Raw genomic sequence first — 20,601 nt, 5'->3', positions numbered from 1 at the left:
GATAAGCGATGAAGATCACCCCCATGCTCCAGCAGTATCTGGAGATCAAGAATCAGCACCCGGAAGCCATCCTTTTTTACCGGATGGGCGACTTCTACGAGATGTTCTTCGACGACGCCGTGGAAGCTGCCAAAATTTTAAGCATCACCCTGACCGCCCGCGGCAACAAGGCTGACGAGGAGAAGATTCCCATGTGCGGGGTGCCCTACCACTCCGCCTCCTCCTACCTGGCCAAACTGATCAAAGCCGGCAAACGGGTGGCGATCTGTGAACAGATGGAAGATCCCGCCCAAGCCAAAGGCCTGGTCCGCCGCGAGGTGGTACGGGTGGTCAGCCCCGGCCTGGTACTGGAAGAACAGTTGCTGGAGGATAAAGAAAACCTCTTTCTGGCCGCCATCACCCGGCATGACAAGCTTTTCGGCCTCAGCCTGCTGGATCTTTCCACCGCCGAGTTCGCCGTCGGAGAATTTGCCGGCGAAGATGAACTGCTGGACGAGCTGAGCCGGGTTAACCCCTCGGAAATTTTACTGGCCTCTGCGGCTGATCACCAGTACGGCGACACGTGGGGGGAGGCTCCGGAGGTGCTTGCCGCCCGGCTGCCCCATTGTTGCCTGACTTCCCGCCCGACCGAGGAGTTCCTGCCCCACCGGGGCCGAGAACGATTGCTGGAGCATTTTCAAACCGCCAGCCTGGCCGGCTTCGGCTGTGACCATTTCCAGGCCGGTCTGGGTGCGGCCGGGGCGATGCTCAGTTATCTGCAGGAAACCCAGAAAAACGAATTGCGCCATCTCGAGAAGCTGCGACCCATCGAGCATGAAAACGTGCTGCTGCTGGACGAGGCCTCGAGGCGCAACCTGGAACTTACCGCCGCCATCAGCGATGGCCGGCGGGAGGGATCCCTGCTGGCGGCCCTGGACCTGACCCGTACCCCCATGGGCGCCCGGCAACTGAAGAAAAGTCTGCTTTCCCCCCTGAAGGATGTCCGGACCATCAACCGGCGGCTGGACGCGGTAGAACAACTGATGACCGCCCCGGACCTGAGCCGGCGGCTGGACGAAGCCCTGAACACCGTTTATGACCTGGAACGGCTCAACAGCAGGGCGGTGCTGGGCCGCGCCAACGCCCGGGACCTGAACGCCCTGGGCGTTTCTTTCGGTCAGTTGCCCCCCATCAAGCAGCTGCTGGCGGATCATGACGGTCTGCTGGGGGAGTTGCGAGACGCCATCGACGATCTGACCGACCTGCACCAGCTACTCACTGCGTCCATTCGCGACGACGCCCCCACCGGCCTGCGGGAAGGCAACCTGATCAAACCCGGGTTCAACGGCGAACTTGATGAACTCACCGCCATTCAGCGCGACGGCCGGCAGCTCATTGCCGGGCTGGAGGCGCGGGAGCGGGAACGCACCGGTATTGCTAACCTCAAGGTGGGCTTCAACAAGGTGTTCGGATATTATCTCGAGGTCAGCCGGGGCAAGCTGGCGGAGGTGCCGGATGACTTCATCCGCAAGCAGACCCTGGTCAACGCCGAGCGCTTCATTACCCCGGAACTCAAGGAGTTTGAAAGCAAGGTCAGCGGGGCGGAGGAAAAACGCCTGGAACTTGAGTACCAGCTGTACTGCGAAATCCGCGATCAGGTAGCGGCGGCCGGTTCACGCATCATGCAAAGCGCCTCCTGCCTGGCGATGATCGACATGCTGGCGGCCCTGGCCCGGGGCGCAGCACAGTTCCGTTACACCCGCCCGGAGGTCAATGCCGGGCCGGAAATCAAGATCACCGAAGGGCGCCACCCGGTGATCGAACGGAACCTGCCACCGAACCGTTTCGTCCCCAATGATGTACACCTGGACCAGGACGAAAAAGAAGTGATGATCATCACCGGACCCAACATGGCCGGTAAATCCACGGTGTTGCGCCAGACCGCCCTGATCGTCCTGATGGCGCAGATGGGCGGCTTCGTGCCGGCGGCGGAAGCCGCCATCGGGGTGGTGGACCGAATTTTTACCCGGGTGGGGGCCATGGACGATCTCAGGCGGGGTCAGTCCACCTTCATGGTGGAGATGAACGAAACCGCCAATATTCTCAACAACGCCACTCCGCAAAGCTTGGTGATCCTCGATGAAATCGGGCGGGGCACCTCCACCTTCGACGGCCTGGCCATCGCCTGGGCGGTGGCCGAAGCCCTGGTGCAAAAAGAGGGCCGGGGAGTCAAGACCATGTTCGCCACCCATTACCATGAACTGACCGAATTGGCGACCACCGAGCCGCGGATTCACAATTACCATATCGCGGTAAGGGAATGGAACGACACCATCGTTTTTCTCCACAAGTTGCTGCCCGGCGGAGTCAGCCGCAGCTACGGCATCCAGGTGGCGGCCCTGGCCGGGGTACCGGCCACCGTGGTTGCCAGAGCCAAAGAGTTGTTGCATAATATCGAGCAGGGCGAGTTCAACCGCCAGGGACGACCCCGGATTGCCGCCGGAATGATGGCGCCGGAGGAGAACGGCAAACCCAGTCAGTTACGGCTGTTTGGTGAGGACGACCCCCTGCGCCGCCGACTGGCGGAAATCAGCCCTGATAACCTGGCGCCGCTTGAGGCCCTGAAACTCCTTTACGAAGTAAAGCAGATGATATGAAACACTATCGCCTCTTTTATAACTTTGGGTTGTGTTGGCTGCCGGTTTTGTTGCTGGGGTTGCTGGTGGCGTCGCCGGCGGCGGCCGGAGTCGACCCCGAAGAGCAGTTTCAGCGGCTGCACGGCTATTACCAGCGGCTGATGAACACCGAGGCGGGAGACGCACGTGAGAACTGGCAGCGGGCGGCAGCGGCCCTGCAGCAACTGCACCGGCAGCAGGCCCGGCAGGCGGTTGGGCCCAAAAGCCTTTACCTGCTAGGCAACCTCTACCATCAAATGTATCGCCGCAGCGGAATACCTCTGGATCTGGCCGAGGCGGTAACCAGCCTGCAAGACGTTCAGGGCCTCTATCCCGACCATCCCCTGGCCGACGACGCCCTGTTCTACGTGGCCCATATTTTTTTCTATGAACGGCAGGACCGGCAACGGGCCGAGCAGATCCTCGGTCGGCTGCTGAAACTTTACCCCACCGGTGACATGGCCGCAGGAGCCCGGGCCATGCTGGCGAGCATCCGTCCTGATGCCGACCGCGCCAAAGTCGACAGTGGCGGTAAACCGGTAATCCGGGCCGACGGCAAGTATAAGCAGGCCGTTGCGTCCAGGGGGAAAATTGAGCAAGCCCGACGCACCGTCGACCGGGCGCCCAACGGCGAAGAGCGGATCGCGGTTATGCCGGTGCGGTACTGGTCCAGCGACAGCTATACCCGGGTGGTGGTCGAAACCGAGTCGCCGCTGAACTTCCGCAGTCACCTGCGGGAAAACGGCGACAGCGCCCAACGGCTCTACCTGGACCTGGACGGCGCCCGGCTAAGCCCCAGGATCGGCAGCCCGATAAAGCAAGTGGCCGACGGCCTGCTGAAACAGATCCAGCATACCGAAACGGCCGCCGGCGGCGTGCGCTTGATTTTAGACACCCAGACCCGGCTCGATGATTACAAGGTGTTCAGCCTGGACAATCCGCACCGGGTGGTAATCGACCTCATCGGCCAACCGGTTCCAACCCTGCCGCCACTGCCAGACCCGCCGCCGGTGATGGCCCGCCCCGCCACCGGCGACAGCCTGTCCCTGGCCCAGCAGTTGGGCATGGGCGTCCGGCGCATTGTTATTGACCCCGGCCATGGCGGTAGGGACCCGGGGGCCATCAGCCCTTCAGGCATCAAAGAAAAGGATGTCAACCTGCGGATCTCGCGCCTGCTGGCGACCGAACTGCGCCGCCTGGGCCACGAAGTGATCCTGACCCGCGACCGGGATATTTTCCTGCCCCTGGAAGAGCGCACCGCCATCGCCAACAGCCACGGGGCCGACCTTTTCATATCGGTGCATGTCAACGCCGCCGCCAATCGCCAGGCGCGGGGGGTTGAAACCTATATTTTGGATGTGGTGGCCAGCGACGATCATGCCATGCGGGTGGCAGCCCGGGAAAACGCCTCCTCAGCCCGCAGTTTCGGCGAGTTGCAGGGCATTGTCCAGGAGTTGCTCAACCACGCCAAGCTGCAGGAGTCCCAACAGTTGGCGGAGTTTGTTCACCAGACCACCATGAACACCATGCGTGGGGCTTACGGCGAGAAGATCGAGGACCGGGGAGTGCGTCGGGCACCCTTTGTGGTGCTGATCGGGGCCCGAATGCCGGCCTTGCTGCTGGAAGTTGGTTTTTTGAGCAACCCCGAGGAAGAGCGCCTGCTCAGCGATGAGCGCTATCTGGCCCGCCTGGTGCAGGGGATTGCCGGCGGGGTCAAGCAGTATGCCACCAACCTGAGCCTGGCCGGCCGGTAAACGCGCGGCAGCACCGCATCTTGCGGCGATCGGCCCGTCTTGCGTACCTGGGGTACGCAAGACGGGCCGCTTGCCGCAACCTGTGGTACTGCCGCGCGTTTACCTGCGTGGGGGCGTTTGGTCTGGTTCAGATCCCGCCTAGCAGCGCCAATAACCTGATCATGTTCAACACCAAAACGGTAACAATGGGGCGTAAACGTTCAGCAGTGCCGCAGGTTCGGGCAAGCAGGGAGGTGCCGCGTACTCCAGTACGCAAGCCTGCCTGCTCGCCCGAACCTGCGGTGCTGCTGGACGTTTACGTGGTGATGCGGCCTTGTTTGAGGTCCTTGCCCTGGAGCAGGCGGTGGATTGATTCGGCGGCTTCCTTGGCCTGGAAGACGGCCTTGGCCACGGTCTGGGGGCCCAGGACCGCGTCGCCGGCGGCGAAAACCCAGGGTACCGTGGTCTGCAGGGTTACCTCGTCCACCTCGAAGGTGCCCCAGCGGCTCAGCGCCAGGTCCAGGCCGCGGCCGGCGGTGACGTCGACATCCTGGCTGATGGCCGGGATCACCGCGTCGGCATCGATGGTAAAATTGCTGCCCTCCACCGGTTCGGGGCGGCAACGGCCGGATGCGTCGCAGGCGCCAAGCTGCATGCGGATGCACTCGATGCTCTTTAAGCGGCCGTTTTCCCCGTGCACCTTGACCGGCGCAGCCAGGGTTTCAATTCTTACCCCCTCTTCCTCCAGGTGATGTATCTCGGCCCTGGAGGCCGGCATCTCATCCCGGCCGCGGCGATAGAGGATGAAGACGTTTTTGGAGCCGGTCCGCAAAGCGGTCCGGGCACAGTCGATGGCCACGTTACCGCCGCCAACCACCACCACGTTTTCACCCAGGTTGAGGTTTTCGCCCAGGTTGACCCGACGCAGGTAATCCACCCCGTGGATCACCCCTTCCACCTCTTCGCCATCCACCCCCAGCTTGCGGCTGACATGGGCGCCCGGCCCCAGAAAGATCGCCTCAAAGCCCTCGTCCTTCAGGTCGGCCAGGGTTTTATCCTGGCCGATGGTCACCCCGGAGATCACTTCCACCCCGCAGTTGCGCAACGCCTCAAATTCGGCAGCGATTACGGCACGGGGGAGTCGATACGGGGGAATGCCCACGGTGAGCATACCGCCGTTGAGCGGCAGGCTTTCGAAAATGGTACAGGCATAACCTTCCTTGGCCAGGTAGTGGGCCACCGACATGCCGGCTGGCCCGGAACCGACAATGGCCACCTTGCGGCCGTTGGGCAGGGCGCAGGGCTGCAACATGTTTTTGCCGTGGCTGACCATCCAGTCGACGATATATCGTTCCAGCATGCCGATGGCCACCGGATCCCCCTTTTTCCCCAACACGCAGTGACCTTCACATTGGAATTCGTGGGGGCACACCCGAGAGCAGATCGCCGGCAGAGTGTTGGTCTGGCGGTCCAGCCAGTAGGCCTCTTCAATCCTGCCCTCGCGAATCATACGGACAAAACCGGGGATATCGTTGTGGATGGGGCAGCCTTCCCGGCACTTGGGCTTCTTGCACTGCAGACATCGCTCGGCTTCGCGGCAGGCCATTTCATCATCATAGCCAAATACCACTTCGTCAAAATTATTGATCCGTTCAGACACCGGCAACTCCCTGGGTTGCTGGCGAGGAATTGCCATCCGCTGCTTTGCATCCATTGTATTGCTTCCCTCCAGATATGGGTTAAATAAAAATTGTCGGTCAGCCTCACCTCCGGGGCCGGCCCGGAGACTGATCCGTTATTAACGCAGTTTCTCGTTAAAAATACTTGACAAAACAGCCACGCCCGACCAATTTAAGCAGTTGGTAAACGCCTTCCACATTCTCCGATGGAGTTTTTTAATTATGAAAGCCGAGTTGATCAACCCTTTTCTTAAGGCCACCAAAAATGTCATAGAGACCATGGCCCAGACCAAAGTCAAGGCCGGGGCTCCGCACGTCAAGAAAAATCGCAGCGCTTACGGCGAGGTCACCGGGGTGATCGGGATGAGTTCGGAAACCATCAGCGGCTCCATGATCGTCAGTTTTACCGGCCAGGCCATACTCCAGATCGTCGCCAACATGCTGATGGAACCGCCCAAAAGCAAAATCGACGACGAGGTGGTGGACGCGGTGGGCGAGATAACCAATATGATCTGTGGCGGAGCCAAGGCGGAACTGGCCAAGATCAACCACAAGTTCGACCTGGCCACGCCCACCATGGTGGTGGGCAAAGGGGTTGAGATCTCCAATTACTCCAGCGACCCGACGGTGGTTATTCCCTTTGAAACCGCCGACGGCAGCTTCGTGGTCGAGGCCAACCTCAGCCCGAAGAACTAGGTAGGGTTGAACGCCTGGCCATTGGCCGATGGCTGGCATGCTACGCCGGTGAAAGCTACCTTGATACTGCTGGCCGCCATGACAAGTCCACAAAAAAGCCGCCCTGGTGTATAACCGGGACGGCTTAATCTTTTCTGTAGGACCACTCGCTCAGGACAGCTTACCTGCGGCCTTGAGTCTGGCCAGGGCCCTCTGCAGGGCAGCCTCGGCCCGGGCCCGATCAATCCTCTCTTGTTGGGCGGTGGCCTCGGCCAAACGCCTTTCGGCGCGCTCCTTGGCCCGCAATGCCCGTTCGGTATCGATCTGGGCGCCCTTTTCGGCGCTTTCAACCAAGATGGTTACCTTGTTGTTGGATACCTCACAAAAACCGCCACTGATCATGAGCACTGCATCCTGCCCATCTTTTTTATAAACCAAGGTGCCGATCTTTATGGTGCTGAGCAGCGGGGCATGGTTGGCCAGTACCCCGAATACCCCGGCATAACCGGGAGCGGTAACCATGTCCACCTGCTCGCTGATTACCGCGCCTTTGGGGGTCACCACTTCCAGTTGGATCTGTGTCGCCATGTACTTTTCCTCGCCTGCTATACTTGGTTTGCGCAGCCTATTTGTTGTGTGCCGACCGGGCTCCGGCGCTTATCCCGCCTGAGGCGCAGCTGGTCTCAGGCCTGGGCCTTCTCCTTGTTGGCCTTTTCCACCGCTTCGTCGATGCCGCCGACCATGTAGAAGGCCCCCTCGGGCAGGTCGTCGTGCTTGCCTTCGAGAATTTCCTTGAAGCCGCGGATGGTCTCTTCCACTTTCACGAATTTGCCGGGCATCCCGGTGAAAGTCTCAGCCACGGTGAAGGGCTGAGAGAGAAAACGCTGAATCTTCCGGGCCCGGGCCACGGTGAGCTGATCCTCTTCGGAAAGCTCGTCCATCCCGAGGATGGCGATGATATCCTGCAGGTCCTTGTACTTCTGCAGGGTAACCTGGGCTCCGCGGGCCACCTGGTAGTGCTCTTCACCCAGCACGTTGGGGTCGAGGATGCGGGAGGTGGAGTCCAGGGGATCCACCGCCGGGTAGATGCCAAGCTCGGCGATCTGACGGGAGAGCACCACGGTACCGTCGAGATGGGCGAAGGTGGTGGCCGGGGCCGGGTCGGTGAGGTCGTCGGCCGGTACGTATACACACTGGACGGCGGTGATGGAGCCCTTGTTAGTTGAAGTAATCCGTTCCTGCAGTCCACCAAGGTCGGTGCCCAGGGTGGGCTGATAACCCACCGCCGAAGGAATGCGGCCCAGCAGCGCCGAAACCTCGGAACCGGCCTGGGTGAAGCGGAAGATGTTATCGACGAAGAACAGTACGTCCTGCCCTTCCTCATCACGGAAATACTCGGCGGCGGACAGACCGGTCAGGGCCACCCGGCTCCGGGCACCCGGGGGCTCGGTCATCTGGCCGTAAACCAGGGCAGCCTTGGGGAGAACGCCGGATTCCTTCATTTCATGGTAGAGGTCGTTCCCCTCACGGGTCCGCTCGCCCACCCCGCAGAAAACCGAAATGCCGCCATGGTGCATGGCGATGTTGTTGACCATCTCCATCATGATAACGGTCTTACCGCAGCCGGCGCCGCCGAACAGCCCCATCTTGCCGCCCCGGGGGAAAGGAACCAGCAGGTCGATGACCTTGATGCCGGTTTCCAGCACGTGCACCTCGGTATCCTGCTCGGTGAAGGCCGGAGCCGGCTTATGAATGGGCCGCATCTTGTCGGAGGTGATGGCGCCCATGCCGTCCACCGAGCGGCCCACCACATTCATGATCCGCCCCAGGGCCGGCTTACCGCAAGGAATCTCGATGGGTTTGCCACTGTCCTTGGCCGCCTGGCCACGCACCAGACCATCGGTGCCGTCCATGGCTACGCAGCGGACCACATTGTTCCCCAGGTGCTGGGCCACCTCGACGACCAGGTTGTCTTCCTCATCGCTGATCCCTTTGTTGCTGACCAGCAGGGCGTTCATGATTTCCGGAAGCTTGCCCGGTTCAAACTCTACGTCAACTACCGGTCCGATGACCTGAATTACCTTTCCCGTGTTAACTTCGCTCATCTGACAAGCCTCCTGATAATATTTTTCATTCGCAATGAAACTTTCGACACTGTTGGTTATTAACCTTTAAGGGCCTCGGCGCCGCCGACGATGTCCATCAGCTCACCGGTAATTCCGGCCTGGCGGGTTTTGTTATAAACCAGGGTAAGGTTGTCGATCATGTCGTTGCAGGCCCTGGTAGCGTTATCCATGGCGGTCATGCGGGCGGCGTGTTCGCTGGCGCTGACCTCCAGCATGGCATGGTAGACCATGACGTTAAGATACATGGGCAACAGCACCTCCATGATCTCTTCCTGGCTGGGTTCGTAGATATAGACCGCCTGGCTGGCGGCCTGACCGCCGGCATCCTCGCCGGTGCTTGCCGGGGGCTTGACCGGCAACAGTTCGAACTGTTCCGGCTTCTGCACCCCCACACTGTGAAAACGGCCGTAAATTACCCGCACTTCGTCGCACTCGCCGCTGAGGAAATTACCGGCGGTATCCTGGGCGATGGTGCGGGCGTTGAACATTTGAAAGGTGCCCATGATATCCGGGTAACTCTGGCGGACTTTGCCCGAGCGCCGGAAATGGTTACGGGACTTCTTGCCCACGCAAACCAAGCTGACCTTTTTGCCCTCACCCTCCAGGCGGGCTATGGTTTTTTCCGCCATACGCAAAATGTTGCTGTTAAAACTGCCGCACAGACCGCGATCCGAGGTGACCACCACCAGTTCCACAGCCCGAACCTCACGCACCTCCATCAGCGGGAAGTTGGCGCCGCCGGTACCGGCGGACAGGTTACGCATGGCGGTGTTGAACTGTTCGGCGTATGGGCGGAAGTCCTCCATCCGGGTCTGGGCGCCGCGGAGTTTAGCCGCCGCCACCATATTCATCGCCCGGGTAATCTGAGAGGTCTTTTTTACCCCTCCGATCTTACTCTTTACGTCTTTCAGGCTAGGCATAAAAGCCCCTCCTTGAACCGGCTCTTAATCGTGATGGATTTACTTCACACCCAGTGCGGCCTGGAAGGATTCGCCGAAGGCATCCAGGGCCTTGCGCATCTTAGCCTCGAGGTCGCTGTCGATTTCCTGCTTGCTCTTGAGGTCATCGAACACGGTGGGATCGTTCTTTTCGATGTAGTCAAAAAGCTGGGCCTCGTAGTCGGCCACGGACTCCAAGGGCAGTTTGTCGAGATAGCCCTTGGTACCGGCAAAGATGATGGCAACCTGTTTTTCCATGGGCAGCGGCTGGTACTGGGGCTGTTTAAGGATCTCCACCAGCCGGGCGCCGCGGGTAAGCTGGGCCTGGGTGGCGGCGTCGAGATCGGAACCGAAACCGGCAAAAGCCGCCAGTTCCCGATACTGCGCCAGATCCAGGCGCAGAGTGCCGGCCACCTGTTTCATGGCCTTGACCTGGGCCGCACCACCAACCCGGGAAACCGAAAGGCCGACGTTGATGGCCGGCCGCACCCCGGCAAAGAACAGGTTGGGTTCCAGGTACACCTGACCGTCGGTAATGGAGATTACGTTGGTGGGGATGTAGGCGGAAACGTCACCGGCCTGGGTTTCAATAATCGGCAGGGCGGTAAGCGAACCGGCACCGAGCTCGTCGTTCAGCTTGGAGGAACGCTCAAGCAGCCGGGAGTGGTTAAAGAAGATGTCGCCGGGGAAGGCCTCACGTCCCGGCGGCCGCCGCAACAGCAGCGACAGTTCGCGATAGGCCACCGCCTGCTTGGAAAGGTCGTCGTAAATGATCAGGGCATGCTTGCCGTTATCCCGGAAATATTCGCCCATGGAGGTTCCGGCGAAGGCCGAGATGTACTGCATCGGCGCCGGATCGGAAGCACAGGCGGCCACCACGGTGGTGTACTCCATGGCCCCGTGCTGGCGCAGAATCTCGACTACCAAGGCGACGGTGGATTTCTTCTGGCCGATGGCCACGTACACGCAATGCATGTCGGTTTCTTTCTGGGCCAGGATGGCGTCGACGCAAAGGGCGGTTTTACCGATCTGGCGATCACCGATGACCAGCTCACGCTGGCCCCGGCCCACCGGCGTCATGGCGTCCACCGCTTTAGATCCGGTGTAGCAGGGCTCGTGGACCGACTTACGGGCGATAACGCCGGGGGCCACCACCTCGATCTTACGGGTTTCCTTAGCGGTAATGGGACCCTGACCGTCGATGGGGCTGCCCACCCCGTCCACCACCCGGCCCAGCATCTCGGGGCCCACCGGTACCTCGGCGATCCGACCGGTACGCTTGACAATGTCGCCTTCCTTGATGTGGCGAACATCACCGAGGACGGCACAACCGACGTTATCCTGCTCCAGGTTAAGAGCCACCCCCAGGATGTTACCAGGGAACTCCAGCAGCTCCATGGCCATGCAGTTTTCCACCCCGTACACACGGGCGATACCGTCACCCACCGAGAGCACGGTCCCGGTTTCACTCAGGTCGACCTTGGCTTCATAGTCTTGGATCTGACCCTTGATAATCTGGCTGATTTCTTCGGCTTTGATCTGCATCGTTTATTCTCTCCCCTTGATCGATTCCTTTAACCCTGCAAGTTGCGACTTAATGCTGCCATCAAGCACCAAATCACCCACTTTGGCCACCATCCCGCCGATGATGGCCGGGTCGATCCTGTTGCCTAGCTCGACCTGCTTGCCGGTGAGTTTTTCCATGGTCGCCTTAATCTTGGCGTTCACTTCCGGGGGCAGCTCGGTGGCGGACGTCACCATGCCCCGTACAACGTTGTTTTCCTGGTCCAGCATCTCCTGGTAGACTTGGGCGATTTCGGGCAGGATACCGGCCCGATTTTTCTCCACCAGCAGTTTGCAGAAGTTAACCATCACCGGCGGCGCCTGCAGGGCTCGGGCCAGACTCTCCATTACCTTGAGACGGACATCCTCGGGGTAAAGGGGGTTGGTCAGGGCGTCGGGCACTTCGGGCAGCCCGGTGTAAAGTTCGCTCAGCTCGTTGAGCAGTTTGGCATAGTCGGCAAAGGCCCCGTCTTCCTTACCTACGGCGAAGAGAGCCTTGGCGTAACGTTTGGCCAGCACGGTATTTTTCACTGGACACCTCCCACCCGGTCAAGACTGCCGGCAATCATCCGTTCTTCATCGGCCGGCTGCAGGTTTTTGCGCACCAGCTCTTCCGCCGCCTTAGCGGCTTCCTCGGAAATATCGGCCCGCAACCGGGCGGTGGTCACCGCCAGTTCATGCTGGACCGCCATTTCCGCCTGGCGCTTCATATTTTCCGCCGCCCGCTCGGCTTCGGCCAGAATGCGCTCCCGCTCGGCTTCACCCTGGCGCACCGCTTCGGCCACGATCTCTTGGGCCGAGCCTTCCAAGGCGGCCATCTTGGCCTCACTTTCCTTATAAGCCTGCTCCACTTCCTGCCGCTTAGCCTCCAACTCCTCGAACTCTGCCCGTATCGACTCCCGCCGGTTGCCGAAAAAATTGACGATGGGCTTTTTGAGGAAATAAACCAGGATGAACATCAGCACGGCAAAGTTGAGCACCCGATAAAAAAGATCCCAGACCTTCTCCGGGCCAATATCCGCCGCCTGAGCCGAGGTCGCGGCGACCATCAACAGTCCCGCCGCCAGCAACGCCACCCCGTGTTTAGCTTTCAGTTGTCGCATTACAGAGCCCTCCCCAGAACCTTGGCCGCCATCGCACCGGCAAAGGCACTTACCTGGCCCTGCAGTTCCTGGCGGGCGGTGGCGAACTGACTTTCGATTTCCTTGAGTTGACCGGCTTTGGCGCCTTCCACTTCACTGCGCAAAGCAGCCAGGTTTTCGCTGCTTTCAGCCTGGGTGGCGCTCTTCAACGCCTCAAATTCACCCTTGGCTTTACTGCGGGCTTCCTGGAGCTTGCGCTCAAACTCCTCCAGGCGCTGCTGCCGGTTTTTTTCAAATTTTTCAATATCGACGTTGAGCGCGGAGATTTTTGCCTGGCGCTGTTCGAGGATATTGCGGATGGGGCGGTAGAGAATGATATTGAGGATGACGGCCAACAGCAGAATGCTGATTAAATGCAGCGGCATGGTCATGTCTATGGTGATCATATGGCTGGCTCCTCTTCACTGACTGTCGGTAAAGCGCGACCGCAAGGGGGGTTGACCCCTTTATTCGCGCCGGGTCCATTCCACGCTTGAAAATGAATGGTCATTCACAAACAAATTGGCGTTCTAATCCATTAAAAAAACCCTGTCAATATTATTTTTATAGACTTTTTTTACAGCCCACCTAAAGTTGTCGGCGCCGCAAAAAGCCGCGGCGCCGACTGGGCACGCTTTGCGTGCTGCTCGTTTTCACGTTGCCGACCAACACGTTTGGCTGGTTTTTGCGAGATTATCAAAGTTGTCGGCGCCGCAAAACTTACAGCTCGGCCACAATGCCCGGCACCGCGGCCAGGGCGGCGTCGATTTTTTCCGGGTTGCCGCCGCCGGCCTGGGCCATGTCTGGCCGACCGCCGCCGCTGCCCCCCACCAGTTGGGCCACCTGCTTGACAATATCGCCGGCCCGGTAACGGGCGGTCAAATCTTTGCTGACCAGAGCCAGCAGGCTGACCTTGCCCTCCGGTTCAGCGGCCAGCACCGCAATGCCGCTGCCCATTTTATCCCGCAGTTTATCGCCGGCCTCGCGCAGGGTCTTGACCGAATCGGCCTCCACCCGGCAGGTTGCCACCTTGATGCCGTTGACTTCCGCGGCCAGCCTGAGGACCGATTCAGCATCGAAGCGGGAGGCCAGCGCCGCCAGTTCAGCCAGTTTACGCTCCAGCTCTTTCTGGCGGTTCAGCAGTTTATCGAGCCGCCCCCCCAGTTCGACCGGGGTGGTTTTCAGCCGGGCGGCCCACTGCTGCACCTCCTCTTCCAGGGCATGGACCTGGGCCAGGGCCGGCCCACCGCAGCAGCCTTCAATCCGGCGGGTGGAGGCAGCAATACCACTTTCAGAAATAATTTTAAACAGGCCGATCTCACCGGTGGCGCCCACATGGGTGCCGCCGCAGAGTTCCTTGCTGAAATCCCCCACCGCCACCACCCGCACCGTGTCGCCGTATTTCTCGCCGAACAGGGCGGCAGCGCCGCTTTGCAGGGCCTCTTCCCGGGCCAGATTGGCCACTTCCAGGCGGGTGTTGGCCCGAATCTCTTCGTTGACCAGTTCTTCCAACCGGCGGATCTCCTCCCGGCTCAGAGGAGAGAAATGGGTAAAATCAAAACGCAGGCGCTCGGCATCCACCAGGGAACCGGCCTGCTTGACGTGCTCCCCCAGGATCCGGCGCAGAGCAGCATGCAGCAGATGGGTGGCGGTATGATGGGCGGCGATCCGGCGGCGGCGGCCTTCCGCCACCGCCAACAGAACCTCCTCTCCGGCCTTCAGGGCGCCGTCAACCACTTCGGCCTGGTGCACCACCAGTTGATCGCCAACCTTAAGGGTATTGAGCACCCTGGCCCGGCCGTGGACCCCGGCGATTTCTCCCCAGTCGCCCACCTGGCCGCCGGCTTCGGCGTAAAAAGGAGTTTCATCGCAGACCAGGCTTACTAAATTGCCGCCCCCGGCTTCATCGAGAAGCTCACCCTGTTCGTCGAGCACGGCCAGCAGTGAAGCGTGGTGCCGCCGGGTTTCATAACCGACAAACTTGCTCCGCACCCCACGCTCCAGCAGTTCTCTAATGCCAGATCCCAACTCGCCCAGGCCTCCACCCTTCCAGGACTTGCGGGACTGCTCCCGCTGGCGGGCCATGGCGGCGGCAAAACCTTCTTCATCGGCGCTCAGTCCCTCTTCCTGGGCCACATCTTTAGCGATGTCCACCGGAAACCCGTAGGTATCGTAAAGCTTGAAAATAAAATCGCCGGTGATGGTTTTAATCCCTTCACCCTGCAGGCGCTCAATTTCACCGGCCAGCAACCCGAGGCCGTGATCCAGGGTTTCCAGGAAACGTTCTTCTTCATGGCGGACCACCTTGGCCAGCAGTTCCCGGCTTTCACCCAGATGGGTCCAGGCCTGACCCATGCTCTCGGCCACTTCGGCGCAAACCACGCCCAGGAAAGGCTCGGTCAACCCCATGGTCCGTCCGAAACGCACCGCCCGGCGCATGATCCGTCGCAGCACATAACCCCGCCCCTCGTTGGAAGGCAACACTCCGTCGGCCACCAGAAAGGTGGTGGCCCGGGCATGATCGGCGATCACCCGCAGGGCCGTATCGGTACGGGCATTTTCCCCGTAGGTCACCCCGGCCAGGGCGCAGGTGCGCTGGATGATGGGCTGAAAAAGGTCGGAATCGTAGTTGTTGAACTTGCCTTGGGCCACGGCGGCGACCCGCTCCAGCCCCATGCCGGTGTCGATGCTGGGCTTGGGCAGGGGGGTGAGGTTACCCTGGCTGTCCCGCTCGTACTGCATAAAAACCAGGTTCCAGATCTCGAGGAAGCGGTCGCAGTCGCAGTCCACCCCACAGTTGTCTTCGTGGCAGGGGACCGCCTCGCCCTGGTCGATATGGATTTCCGAGCACGGCCCGCAGGGGCCGGTGTCGCCCATGGCCCAGAAGTTGTCTTTCTCGCCCAGACGAACGATCCGCCCCGGCGGCAGATCCTCGACCTGCTCCCAGATCCGGTAGGCCTCGTCGTCTTCCTGGTAAACCGACACCCAGAGCTTTGCCGGCGGCAACCCGATCTCCTTGGTGAGGAAGTCCCAGGCCAGGCGGATGGCCTCTTCCTTGAAATAGTCGCCAAAGGAAAAATTGCCCAGCATTTCAAAAAATGTGTGGTGGCGGGCGGTGTAACCGACATTGTCCAGGTCGTTGTGTTTGCCGCCGGCCCGCACGCAGCGCTGGCAGGTAACAGCCCGGGAATAATCATGTTTTTCCTCGCCGGTAAACACCTTTTTAAACTGGACCATCCCGGCGTTGGTGAAAAGCAGGGTGGGATCGTCGTGGGGAACCAGCGGCGAGCTTTCCACCAGGGTATGGCCCCGCTGGGTAAAATATTGCAGGAATTTTTCCCGGATTTGGTTGCCGTTCATTTAATTAATACCGATCAAAAGTTCATTGATATGTGATGGCTTCGCAAAAACCGGCTTATTCCGCTTTGGTGTTTTTAACGGCCTTGACGGCTTTGCCGGGAGCGGCAGCCTCGGAACCGTCGCCGGCCGCTGCTGCCTCGCCGGTCGCTTGATCCCGGCTTTCACCGGGCATGGGCAACCCAAACCCCAGGCGCACCTTGCGCTCGATTTCGTCGGTCATCTCCGGGTGTTCCCGCATGAACTGCTTGGAGTTCTCCCGCCCCTGGCCGATGCGCTCGCCGTTGTAGGAGTACCAGGCGCCGCTTTTGTCGATAATATTCTGGTTAACCGCCAGGTCCAGCAGATCGCCCTCCCGGGAAGAGCCCTCGCCGAAGATGATGTCGAACTCGGCCACCTTGAAAGGCGGGGCCACCTTGTTTTTCACCAGTTTGGCCTTAACCCGGTTGCCGATCACCTCCTCACCGTCCTTGATCGCCGCCATGCGGCGGATATCGATGCGCATGGAGCTGTAGAACTTCAGCGCATTACCGCCGGTGGTGGTCTCCGGGTTGCCGAACATCACCCCGATCTTCATGCGGATCTGGTTGATGAAGATGATGGCGGTATTGGTCCGCTGCAGAATCGCCGCCAGTTTACGCATGGTCTGGGACATCAGCCGCGCCTGCAGGCCCATATGCGAGTCGCCAATATTGCCGTCGATTTCCGCCTTGGGAGTCAGGGCCGCCACCGAGTCCACCACGATGACGTCCATCGCCCCGCTGCGAATCAGGATTTCGGTAATCTCCAGGGCCTGCTCGCCATAGTCGGGCTGGCTGATCAACAAATCATCGGCGTTGACCCCCAGCCGCTCGGCATAGGTCACGTCCAGGGCGTGCTCGGCGTCGATAAAGGCCACCGCCCCCCCCTGGCGCTGGGCCGCGGCGATGATCTGCAGGGCCAGGGTGGTCTTGCCCGACGACTCCGGGCCGTATATTTCGGTGATCCGGCCGCCGGGAATACCGCCGATGCCGGTGGCGATATCAAGGCTCAAGATGCCGGTTGAAATGGCCGGCACCGCCACCCGTTCATCGGCCCCCAAACGCATGATGGAGCCTTTGCCGAACTGCTTCTGAATCTGAAAAATGGCGCTGTCCAGGGTTTTTCCCTTATTTTCCACTGCCACGTTAGCCATGTCCTTCTCCTTTTGGTCTGCTGTCTTCGGTCGGTAAAAGCTGGCGGCGCAGCAGGTCCAATGCCCGATGGGCGGTGGTTTCCTGAATCTGGCCGCGCTTGCCGGTTAAGGTGAAAAGTTCGGCCCGGACGCCACTGGCCGTGGCCAGGCCGACATAAACGGTACCCACCGGCTTCTCATCACTGCCGCCACCGGGGCCGGCAATGCCGGTGACGGAGAGGGCCAGGTCAGCGCCGGTCAGTCGGCGGATCCCGGAGGCCATCTCTTTGGCCACCGCCCCGCTTACCGCCCCCTGGGCGGTAAGGGTGCCGCCGGCTACGCCCAGCAGCTTCTCCTTGAGTTCATTGCTGTAAGCCACCACCCCGCCCACAAAATAGTCCGACGAGCCGGGCACCCGGGTAATGGCAGCGGCGATCAGGCCCCCGGAACAGGATTCGGCCACTGCCAGGCGTAAGCCCCGCTCCCGGCAAAGCTTCCCCACCACCTCTTCGAGGCTGTCTTCATCCAGGCCGTAGATATCATGCCCCAACCGCCGTTTGATCTCGCGGTCAAAATCGGCCAGCAGTTTATCGGCTTCAGCCCGACTGCCGGCTGAGATCGTCAGGCTGACCTGGACCTCGGGGGAAACCGGATAATAGCCGATCCTGACCCGCTCGTCACGGTCTTCCAAATCGGCCAGCCGCTGGTTGATTTCCGCCTCGCCGGGGCCGCTGACCCGGTACACCCGCTGCCTCACCCGCCGGGCCGGTTTGCCGTCCCAGACCGTCAAGCGGGGCAGTACCGCTTCCACCATCAACTCCCGCATCTCGTGGGGGACCCCGGGCAGAAAAAACACCGGTTTGCCTTCGTGGACCAGAAAATAGCCCGCGCTTTTGGCCTCGCTGTGCAGGGCGTGGGCGCCGTCGGGCAACCAGGCCAGTTTTTCCAGCGAGGCCCGGGCCCGGGGCGAGAGATGTTCGCTGTGGGCTTGAATTTTACGCAGAATTTCCGGATAAAAGGTAGTCGGTCGGGCCAGGGCGGCGGAAACCGCTTCGTTGGTCAGATCATCGCTGGTGGTGCCCAAACCGCCGGTGACGATGACAAAATCGGAACGGGCCAAGGCCTGGAGCAGGTTTTCGCTGATCAGTTCCAGGTCGTCGCTGATGGTGGTCAGCACTGGCACCTCGTAACCGGCGGCAAACAGCCGGCCGGCGGCGAAGCAACTGGTGGAGTTGAGAATCCGGCCGGTGGTCAGTTCATCTCCGATGGCGATTATCTCCCCCCGCATCAGGCCACCCCCGCTCCACTGCCGCCATTTTCTTCGTTGCCCTCGACCACCGGCACGGCTCGCACCCCGTCCTCGGCCAGTTCCGCCAGGCGCACCCGGATAATTCGGTTGCTCTCCGCCGCCCCGGGGGGCAGCAGCACCGGCACGTAATTGTCGGTGAACCCCCGCCGGCCGGCCGCATTATCCTTATCACCACCCTCCACCAGCACCGGCCGCACGCTACCCAAGTGGCGGCGGTAAAACTCCGCCCTTTTCTGCCGGTCCAGGGCCCGCAGCCTGGCCGTCCGGCGCTGCTTCACCTTCTCCGGCACCTGCTCCGGCAGCTTGGCCGCCGGGGTGCCGGGCCTCGGCGAATAAGGGAAAACATGGAGATAGCTCACCGGCAGCTCGGTCAGCAAAGCCAGAGTGTTGTGGAAAGCCTCGTCATCTTCGCCGGGAAAACCGGCCAGCACGTCGACCCCGATGGCGGCGGCGGGCAGCACCTGGGCGCAGCGGCGGATCACGGCGGCAAAATCATGCCGTCGGTAGGGCCGGTTCATGGCCGCCAGAATCCGATCATCACCGCTTTGCAAAGGGATATGCAAGTGGGGCTGCAGGCTCTCCTCGGCGGCCATCAACTCCAGCAACTCGGGGGTGACCTCCCGGGACTCCAACGAACTCAAACGATAGTGCAGCGGCAGCCGCCGGGCCAGCAGTTTTTCAAGCAGGCCGACCAGGGACCGGGTCGGCTGCAGATCGAAACCGTAATGGCCCAGATGAATGCCGGTGAGCACAACCTCCCGATAACCATGTTCGGCGTAGACCTCCGCCTGCTCCAAAACCAATTCCGGCACCACACTGCGGCTGGGTCCCCGGCTGATCGGCACAATACAATATGAACAGCGCTGACTGCAACCGTCCTGCACCTTCAGTACCGCCCGGGTCCGCGACCCGGGTCCGCGGACCAGCAGGGGCGCCACCTCCCGGCACGCGGCCATGTCGGCCAGGTACATCTCCAGATCGCAGGGCGCCGCCGCCAACACCGCCTCGGTAACTTGATTTTTGTGGCTGTTGCCGACGATGCACAGGGGATGACTGGTGAGCTCCAGCACCTCCTGGGGGGCCACTTGGGCGTAGCAGCCCGTGACCACCAGGCGGCTGCCGCGCTGCCGGGCGGCCCGGCGGATCAACTGGCGGGACTGGGCGCCGGCCCGGGCGGTTACCGCGCAGGTGTTGATCACATAAACCTCGGCGGCCTCGGTGAAAGGAACGATTTCCACCTCTTCCCGACCAGCCAGCTCAGAGAGAAAAGCGGCGGATTCATACTGGTTGACCTTGCACCCCAGGGTCGTCACCGCCACCCGTTTTTTACCTTTTGACTGTTGCCCGACCATGGCCATGGAAATAACCGTTTCCGGCGCTATTTGCAACGCAAAAGCATGACCGGCGGGACGGCGGCGGCGACGTCAAAGCCCACCGGCAGCGGGCAACGCCCACCGCTGGAGTCAATTGTTTTTTTGTAATTCATTTACCTCAACTTTACATGGCATGTGGTACAACTCCAGACGTCGCAGGTTTAAGCCATCTTGCCAGAATAAAGATGATTTTAGGCTGCTCCATCCGCAAGTCGGGACAACTGATTACAAACAGCAAATCCGGTCCCTCAGCGGACCGCCGACCCCGGGAAAATGCCGGCTGCCGGTACTTTCCCCACAAAAACACCCTGTTTTAAGGAGAGGAGGTGGATGATGCTCAAGAAAATGCTTTTACCCTGCACTCTGGCGGCCACCGTGGCCATGGGAGCGACCCTGCAGGCGCCGCCACCGGCCCACGGTTTCGCCAACAGCGCCCCCAGTTTTCAATGCATGAGTTGCCATCCCGGGCCCATGCAGCCCGAGATGATCAAACTCAGCAACCTGCCTGATTCCTACCGCCCCGGCCAAACCTACACCTTTACCCTGAAGCTGGACTCCACCCTGGAGAGCCTGGGTGAACAGCAGGGCGGTTTTGCCATCCAGGCTTCCAGCGGAACGATGATCATTGAGGATCGGACCCACACCCAGATCGTCGACGGCATCCTCACCCATACCCTGGAAGGCTCCCACCGCCGCTCCTGGTCTTTTTCCTGGCAGGCGCCGGGCGAGTCCGGACCCTGGTGGCAATTCTGGCGGCGGCCCGAGCCGGGGCCGGATGTCAGCATTACGGTAATGGCGGTGGCAGCTAACGGTGACTACTCCGCCATCGGCGACGAGATCGGGGCAGCCGGGGTCACCCTGAAGTCCGACCGCTGAACCACTACTGTCCGTACATAACCCGCATCCATATTGGGAGGAGG

The 20,601-nt window shown here is 61.0% G+C and carries 16 protein-coding genes; 4 read left to right on the top strand and 12 right to left on the bottom strand.

Going from position 1 to position 20,601, the window contains the following annotated elements:
* Window positions 1-8 precede the first annotated feature (8 nt).
* Window positions 9-2,636, top strand: a complete 2,628-nt coding sequence (gene mutS / locus P0N66_RS11725; RefSeq protein ID WP_275805626.1) for a DNA mismatch repair protein MutS — start codon at window positions 9-11, stop codon at window positions 2,634-2,636.
* Window positions 2,633-4,408: an N-acetylmuramoyl-L-alanine amidase gene (locus tag P0N66_RS11720; protein ID WP_275805624.1), complete on the top strand. Its 1,776-nt coding sequence runs from the start codon at window positions 2,633-2,635 to the stop codon at window positions 4,406-4,408. Before mutS ends, P0N66_RS11720 begins: the two co-directional genes overlap by 4 nt.
* Window positions 4,409-4,703: 295 nt before the next feature.
* Here the strand turns inward: P0N66_RS11720 and P0N66_RS11715 are convergent, their stop codons facing one another.
* Complete coding sequence (locus P0N66_RS11715) at window positions 4,704-6,101, bottom strand: NAD(P)-dependent oxidoreductase (RefSeq protein ID WP_275805622.1); 1,398 nt, start codon at window positions 6,099-6,101, stop codon at window positions 4,704-4,706.
* A gap of 187 nt (window positions 6,102-6,288) precedes the next feature.
* On the opposite strand from P0N66_RS11715, the gene P0N66_RS11710 reads away from it, so the two are divergent.
* Window positions 6,289-6,762 (top strand): chemotaxis protein CheX, encoded by a 474-nt coding sequence (locus P0N66_RS11710; RefSeq protein WP_275805620.1) that lies wholly within the window; start codon window positions 6,289-6,291, stop codon window positions 6,760-6,762.
* Between the two features lie 150 nt (window positions 6,763-6,912).
* Here P0N66_RS11710 and P0N66_RS11705 read toward each other — a convergent pair whose 3' ends face one another.
* The 11 genes from P0N66_RS11705 to mtaB form a co-directional block, all read right to left on the bottom strand.
* Window positions 6,913-7,329, bottom strand: coding sequence for a F0F1 ATP synthase subunit epsilon (locus P0N66_RS11705; RefSeq protein ID WP_275805618.1), 417 nt, complete (start codon window positions 7,327-7,329; stop codon window positions 6,913-6,915).
* A 95-nt stretch (window positions 7,330-7,424) separates the two neighbouring features.
* Window positions 7,425-8,846 carry a F0F1 ATP synthase subunit beta gene (atpD, locus tag P0N66_RS11700; protein ID WP_275805616.1) on the bottom strand — a complete coding sequence of 474 codons (1,422 nt, stop codon included), beginning with the start codon at window positions 8,844-8,846 and terminating at the stop codon, window positions 7,425-7,427.
* Between the two features lie 59 nt (window positions 8,847-8,905).
* Entirely contained in the window at window positions 8,906-9,787 is an 882-nt protein-coding gene (gene atpG, locus P0N66_RS11695) for an ATP synthase F1 subunit gamma (RefSeq protein ID WP_275805614.1), read from the bottom strand.
* Between the two features lie 39 nt (window positions 9,788-9,826).
* A complete protein-coding gene (atpA, locus tag P0N66_RS11690) occupies window positions 9,827-11,350 on the bottom strand; it encodes a F0F1 ATP synthase subunit alpha (protein WP_275805612.1) in 1,524 nt (507 codons plus the stop codon).
* Between the two features lie 3 nt (window positions 11,351-11,353).
* Window positions 11,354-11,899 carry a F0F1 ATP synthase subunit delta gene (locus P0N66_RS11685; protein ID WP_275805610.1) on the bottom strand — a complete coding sequence of 182 codons (546 nt, stop codon included), beginning with the start codon at window positions 11,897-11,899 and terminating at the stop codon, window positions 11,354-11,356.
* Window positions 11,896-12,471, bottom strand: a complete 576-nt coding sequence (locus P0N66_RS11680; protein WP_275805608.1) for a F0F1 ATP synthase subunit B — start codon at window positions 12,469-12,471, stop codon at window positions 11,896-11,898. The genes P0N66_RS11685 and P0N66_RS11680 overlap by 4 nt, the downstream gene beginning before the upstream one ends.
* Complete coding sequence (locus P0N66_RS11675) at window positions 12,471-12,896, bottom strand: F0F1 ATP synthase subunit B (RefSeq protein WP_275805606.1); 426 nt, start codon at window positions 12,894-12,896, stop codon at window positions 12,471-12,473. The genes P0N66_RS11680 and P0N66_RS11675 overlap by 1 nt, the downstream gene beginning before the upstream one ends.
* Before the next feature lie 313 nt (window positions 12,897-13,209).
* On the bottom strand, window positions 13,210-15,849 hold the full coding sequence (alaS, locus tag P0N66_RS11670; RefSeq protein ID WP_275805604.1) for an alanine--tRNA ligase: 2,640 nt from the start codon (window positions 15,847-15,849) through the stop codon (window positions 13,210-13,212).
* Between the two features lie 55 nt (window positions 15,850-15,904).
* Complete coding sequence (gene recA / locus P0N66_RS11665) at window positions 15,905-17,020, bottom strand: recombinase RecA (RefSeq protein WP_275805602.1); 1,116 nt, start codon at window positions 17,018-17,020, stop codon at window positions 15,905-15,907.
* Window positions 17,013-18,287, bottom strand: coding sequence for a CinA family nicotinamide mononucleotide deamidase-related protein (locus P0N66_RS11660; protein WP_275805600.1), 1,275 nt, complete (start codon window positions 18,285-18,287; stop codon window positions 17,013-17,015). Before P0N66_RS11660 ends, recA begins: the two co-directional genes overlap by 8 nt.
* Window positions 18,287-19,666 (bottom strand): tRNA (N(6)-L-threonylcarbamoyladenosine(37)-C(2))-methylthiotransferase MtaB, encoded by a 1,380-nt coding sequence (gene mtaB / locus P0N66_RS11655; RefSeq protein WP_275805598.1) that lies wholly within the window; start codon window positions 19,664-19,666, stop codon window positions 18,287-18,289. Before mtaB ends, P0N66_RS11660 begins: the two co-directional genes overlap by 1 nt.
* 345 nt (window positions 19,667-20,011) lie before the next feature.
* On the opposite strand from mtaB, the gene P0N66_RS11650 reads away from it, so the two are divergent.
* On the top strand, window positions 20,012-20,557 hold the full coding sequence (locus P0N66_RS11650) for a choice-of-anchor V domain-containing protein (RefSeq protein WP_275805596.1): 546 nt from the start codon (window positions 20,012-20,014) through the stop codon (window positions 20,555-20,557).
* The last annotated feature ends 44 nt before the right edge of the window (window positions 20,558-20,601 follow it).

The organism is Desulfurivibrio dismutans (assembly GCF_029210385.1).
Classification (GTDB): domain Bacteria; phylum Desulfobacterota; class Desulfobulbia; order Desulfobulbales; family Desulfurivibrionaceae; genus Desulfurivibrio; species Desulfurivibrio dismutans.
The sequence above is the reverse complement of the archived record's forward strand: the minus strand, read 5'-3'. Positions and strand labels throughout refer to the sequence as shown.